The following is a 5,403-nucleotide window of genomic DNA, read 5'->3' as shown; positions in this document are numbered from 1 at the left end:
GATTGACTAATAGTTTAACAATTGTAAATTAAAAGAACAACGATAAGAAAAAGGCTTTATTAACGTTGAAGTTAAAGGTGGTTTCTCGTTTCGTGAGCTGGAATTATATATGAGGGATGCTTAAATGCAGATTAAAAAATGGTAACTTTTTTAAAAAATAAAAACTATAAAATTTTAATCAAATTTAACTATTTTCTTTTATGGATGCAAAGCCGCTTTCTTTTTCTATAGTAATGATTGTTTGATTACCGCGTTTATCAGTTATTGTTATACTGCAATCTTTTTTAAGAAGTCTATCGTATGGTCGCTTTATACCACCACCAACTGTGCTTATTGACCACATCGGTCGTCCCATTTCATCAAAAGCAATTTTTTTCTTAGCATTTCCTTTTACACATCCACCAGATAGGGTTACATCTGTTATACCAAATCTTTTTTCTATATTTAGCTCTTTGTTTATCTTTTTGCAGTCACCACCTGACATACCGCTCCAGCCAGCTGTTAATAACTTTCCAGTCTTGTAAATATCACTTGCAAATTCATCTTGCGAATTTGGATTTCCGGTCATACTTTTATCATAATAAACACTATATTTCCAAGTTTGCTCATTATTTTTATCGACCGAACAGCCATCTACTTTATCTTTTGCAAAAGCTATCGTCCAGCGCTGTTTTGCCCATCCTTTTTCGGTAATAGAATACTTATCATCCTGCATAGCGAGGTGTTGAGTGTATCTTATATGAGTTAGGATCTGATTTGCAGCTTCTCTTGAGGCATTTCTATTTAGTTTTGGGATCATAATGGCAGCTAAAATTCCAACAACAACAATAACAAAAATAAGCTCTATCATTGTAAAAGCTCTTTTTTTCATAGTTTATCGTTCCTTGATATTGAAATTTGCAACTACTTTTCCCATTTTTTCTATACTAAATTTTGATTTTTCATCTAAATCGGCACTTGCTAATAAATTTTTAGAGTAGCTTTTTGTTTTTATGCCATAAAATTTAAGCCTAAGAGCAAGTCTTGTATCTTCGGTCGCTATATCTTGCACTCCAGCCTCTTTTAGCTTATCTGCTAGCTCTTTTGCTACATCAAATTTATAAGTGAGATGTTTTGTAGGATCGTTTAAAAAGAGGTAAAAAATTTGATTAAAGATGATCGCTGACCAGTTAAATACCAAAAAAAGCATCACTAAGCCAGTGCAAATTTTGTGTCCTTTTCTAAATTTTGGCAGTCTCACGCGATAAGAGTTGAAAAAAACTCTTACCATAAGTGGCGTTGCGATCACGCAAAATGGCAAGAACTGCTCAAGCTCTAGCCTTTGGCGCACAGAGACTATCATGCAAAAGCAAAATGAGCAAATGGCGATAAACCACAAAAGATCCTTCTTTTCCTTAACCCAAATTCTATAAATCGTATATACAAAAAAGATAAAGACAAATGGCGAAAATACAGCAGCAAATATGCCAAAAGTATCGATAAAGTGCCCGCTTGGTCTGCCATTTGTTTCAAAGCCAAAAAAGTAAAGTGTCAGCAAAAACAAAATGGCACTAAGCCATGCAAGTGGCGGCTTTCTTTTATAAAGTGCAAATATAAAAAATCCTGCATAAAATATCAAAAAATGGCCATCTATGAAAAAGGCTAGGCAGAAAAAGAGACTAAATAAAATTTTCTTTTTAATATGAAAAAGATATATGCACAAAAGCGCTAAAGTGATGCAAATTCCAGCGTTATTTATGATAAGGGCTGAAGCTAGCGTGCCAGGAAGTAGCACAAAAAGTAGGACCGCTATGATCCTGTCAAACTCAAGCTTTATATAAAATTTACTCACCTTATACATCAAAGCTACGCTTGCAATGTGAAAAAAGATCATCACGCCTCGCACAGCAAGGTCATTTTGACCAAAAAAATGGGCGCTTAGTTTTAAGATATAGCCAAGAAGGCTGTGCTTTTGAAAGAAAATTTCAGCCTCGTTGTAGCTTATGCTAAGAGAATTTGCCGCATAAAGTAGAAATACAAAATCAATCAAACATATCAAAAATACGCTAAAAGCAATGTGTCTGCTAGCAAATTCTCTAACTCTTTCTAACAAATCGCGCCCTTAAATATGTATATCCCAGAAAAACTCAACCCAGTCATGAGCCTCTTTTACCTTAAATTCAGGCAAAAGCAGAGCCTTCTCTTTATAAAATACAGTAGCTATCTTTATATCTAAATTTGGATAGCGTTTAAGCAGCTCTCTTTTTATCTCGACCATGCTCTCACCGCTATCGATGATGTCATCAACAAGCAAAATTTTAGTGTATCTGCTAAGATCTGGCACATTAAAAATTTGTATCGTATCAAGCTTGTTTGTATCCTCGTAGTGGATAGAATTTAATGTAAATAAATTTCTATTTTCAAGCGCAACGGCTAGCGAGTGGCCAAGCGTTAGACCGCCTCTTGCCACAGCTAGTATCACCTCTGGATCAAACTCATCTTTTATCTGTTTTGCCATCCTTTTGGCATCAACGGCAAATTCATCGTAGCTATAAAATATCATCTTTAATCCTTATCAATGCACTAAAAATACGATAAAACTAATGAGCGCTAGCACAACTACACCTAAATTTATATCGCTAAATTCTCTCTTTATGAGCTTAACTATGACGTATGACATAAAGCCAAATGCAAGGCCGTTTGTGATCGAGTAAGTAAGCGGTATGAGCACAACTATGAAAAATGTCGCAACGGCGATGGCTGGATCTTTGAAATTTATACTAGCAAGCTCAGCAAACATAAGCACGCCAACCATTACAAGGATCGGATAGATGGCATTGCCAGGGATCGCTTTAAAAAGTGGCAACATAAATAGTGTAAGTATAAATAAAAGCCCACAAAATACAGCTGTTAAACCAGTCCTACCGCCCTCTTCTACGCCGCTAGCGCTTTCTACAAACGATGTGGTCGTACTTACACCTACAAGCGAGCCAGCTGCAGTAGCAACAGCGTCAGCTTCAAGAGTTTTTTCAAGTTTTACGACGCCATCTTTTTTGTTTTCGTCAAATATCCCAGCCCTCGTGCCAACTCCAGCTAGCGTGCCTATCGAGTCAAAAAGATCAGTCACAAAAAACGTGATAATAACTGGTAGTAAGGCTAGGCTAAACGCACCTTTTATATCAAGCTCTAAAAATATCGGTGAGATAGAGGCTGGAGTTGAGAAAATTTCTGTTGGATGAGGAGCGATGCCAAGCACCCAAGCTATCACTGAAGTAGCAAGCACAGCTAGGATAAATGCGCCCTTTATCTTCCACGCCCAAAAGCAAATAACCAAAAATAGCCCCAAAACGCCAAGAAGCACGTTTGGATCTTTGAAATTTCCTATGCCAACCAAAACCGCATCGTTATTTACGATAAAGCCCATTTGCTGAAACGCGACAAAGCTAATAAACGTGCCTATGCCAGCACTTATCGCTCTTCTTAGATCAAGTGGGATGGATCTTATTATCCACATTCTAAAATTTGTAAAAGATAAGACAACAAATATCACGCCGCTTAAGAAAACAACACCAAGAGCCGTTTGCCAAGGCACTTTCATACCGATGCAAAGACCAAATGTAAAATAAGCGTTAAGCCCCATGCCAACGCTCATCGCAACTGGCGTGTTCGCCCAAAGACCATTTAATACAGTAGAAAATATGGTAATTAGCGCAGTTGCAGTGATTAATGCCTCATAAGGCATGCCAGTTTTGCTCATAATGATCGCATTTACCGGCACGATATACATCATCGCCAAAAATGTCGTAAGTCCCGCTCCAAATTCCTGCTTCACACTCGTTTTGTTTTGTGCTAAGTCAAAAAATTTCACCCCAAGCTCCTTTAGTAAATTTTAAGTTCGTTATATAAGCTATCACGCTCAACCGGCGTAAAACCAGATGTTTTTATGAGATCGCAAAATGTCTTTAGTGTGACGCCATTTGCGCTGTTTGCGCCGGCTGCACTTTGGATACTCTCTTTTTCTATCGTGCCATCAAGATCATCAGCGCCAAATTCCTGAGCGATCATCGCTAAATTTAGAGTCGAAGTGGCCCAGTAAGCTTTAATGTGTGGGACGTTATCAAGCACCAAGCGAGATATCGCCATAGTCTTTAAAATTTCAGCAGATCCTAGAAATTTAACATCTTTTAAGTAGTTATTTTCTCTTTGATAGACAAGCGGGATAAATGCGTTAAATCCGCCAGTTTCATCCTGCAAGTCCCTGATCCTTAGCATGTGATCGATCCTATTTTCACGGCTTTCTATGTGGCCAAAAAGCATTGTTGCATTGCTTTGTCTGCCTTTATCGTGCCACATTTTGTGAATTTTGAGCCAATTCTCACTACTCACCTTGCCTTTGCAAATTTTAGCCCTGACCTCTTCGTCAAAAATTTCAGCCCCACCCCCTGGCATGCTATCAACGCCATATTCGAGCATCTTTTCTATCACCTCATCGTAGCTTAAGCCGTAATGCCTTGATAAAAAATCAATCTCAGCCGCCGTCATCGCCTTTACATGAAGCTCTGGATGAGCTGCCTTTATCTTTTTAAAAATTTCTAAATACCACTGCCAACCGCTAGTTGCGTTGTGGGCGGAGACGATGTGTATCTCTTTTACACCGTGACTCACGCTCTCATCAACGATCTTTAAAATTTCTTCGTGGCTCATTAGGTATGGATTTGGATTTTTTCTGTGGGCTGAAAATGCGCAAAATTTACAGATGTCAGCACAGATATTTGTTGGATTGATATGGCGATTTACGTTAAAAAAGACCTTGTTGCCGTGCAGTTTTCTGCGCTTTTTGTCGGCAAATTTAGCCAAGGTAAAAAGATCAAGCTCATAAAGCGAAAAAGCCTCATGCTTACTTAATCTCTCGCCACTTTCTAGTTTTTGTAATAGATTCATTATTTATATCGTCCTAAAGCTGAACTTAAGGCTTTATTATAAGCAAATAAAGCTTTGTTTTTGCAAAAATTATGTAACATTTGCCAAGATATTTTTAACAATGGAAACACTAAATGCTAGCTGATAAAAGTGCCAAAAATAGCGATAATTATTCAAAGATCAAAGATAAATTTCTTGATTTTAAGGCAAATTTGCCAAAACATTTTCAAAAAAATCAAGGCAGAAATTTCACAAATTTCTTAGCCAAAGAGTATGATGATTTTATAAAATCTTATTTAAATGAAACTATGCGAGAATTTTTTGATGAGTTTGTGCCACAAAACGACAGCTTTGCTTTTAGCGTTCTAGCCACTGGCAAATACGCTCAAACGCTACTTAGCGCAAATAGCGAGCTTGAAATTTTACTAGTTTATAAAAATTTAAAGGGCTATAATATAAAAAATTTCTTAAAAGAATTTTCTGAAATTTTAGATAGCTCTGGCA

5 protein-coding genes and 1 pseudogene are annotated in these 5,403 nt (G+C 37.2%); 1 reads left to right on the top strand and 5 read right to left on the bottom strand.

Annotated features, from left to right (window positions below):
* Window positions 1-184: 184 nt before the first annotated feature.
* The 5 genes from CYP84_RS00030 to mqnE are packed head-to-tail and all read right to left on the bottom strand — an operon-like array spanning window position 185 to window position 4,923.
* Window positions 185-871, bottom strand: a complete 687-nt coding sequence (locus tag CYP84_RS00030) for a pilus assembly FimT family protein (protein ID WP_103636258.1) — start codon at window positions 869-871, stop codon at window positions 185-187.
* Between the two features lie 3 nt (window positions 872-874).
* Entirely contained in the window at window positions 875-2,092 is a 1,218-nt protein-coding gene (locus CYP84_RS00025; protein ID WP_103636257.1) for an ArnT family glycosyltransferase, read from the bottom strand.
* A 9-nt stretch (window positions 2,093-2,101) separates the two neighbouring features.
* Window positions 2,102-2,542 carry a phosphoribosyltransferase gene (locus CYP84_RS00020; protein WP_103636256.1) on the bottom strand — a complete coding sequence of 147 codons (441 nt, stop codon included), beginning with the start codon at window positions 2,540-2,542 and terminating at the stop codon, window positions 2,102-2,104.
* Between the two features lie 12 nt (window positions 2,543-2,554).
* A complete protein-coding gene (locus CYP84_RS00015) occupies window positions 2,555-3,847 on the bottom strand; it encodes an NCS2 family permease (RefSeq protein ID WP_103636255.1) in 1,293 nt (430 codons plus the stop codon).
* A gap of 11 nt (window positions 3,848-3,858) precedes the next feature.
* Window positions 3,859-4,923 carry an aminofutalosine synthase MqnE gene (mqnE, locus tag CYP84_RS00010; protein ID WP_103636254.1) on the bottom strand — a complete coding sequence of 355 codons (1,065 nt, stop codon included), beginning with the start codon at window positions 4,921-4,923 and terminating at the stop codon, window positions 3,859-3,861.
* Between the two features lie 110 nt (window positions 4,924-5,033).
* Between mqnE and CYP84_RS00005 the strand changes: the two are divergent.
* A pseudogene (locus CYP84_RS00005) lies at window positions 5,034-5,403 on the top strand (HD domain-containing protein); the annotation flags it as partial.

The sequence above is a fragment of the Campylobacter concisus genome (assembly GCF_002912425.1).
In the GTDB taxonomy this organism is placed as follows: domain Bacteria; phylum Campylobacterota; class Campylobacteria; order Campylobacterales; family Campylobacteraceae; genus Campylobacter_A; species Campylobacter_A concisus_AH.
Note: the sequence above shows the minus strand (reverse complement) of the source record. Positions and strands in the feature narration are given on the sequence as shown.

What these genes read in the sequence shown, in the direction of transcription:
- CYP84_RS00030 (WP_103636258.1), bottom strand. Translation starts at nt 871, where the DNA reads ATGAAAAAAAGAGCTTTTACAATGATAGAGCTTATTTTTGTTATTGTT.
- CYP84_RS00020 (WP_103636256.1), bottom strand. Translation starts at nt 2,542, where the DNA reads ATGATATTTTATAGCTACGATGAATTTGCCGTTGATGCCAAAAGGATG.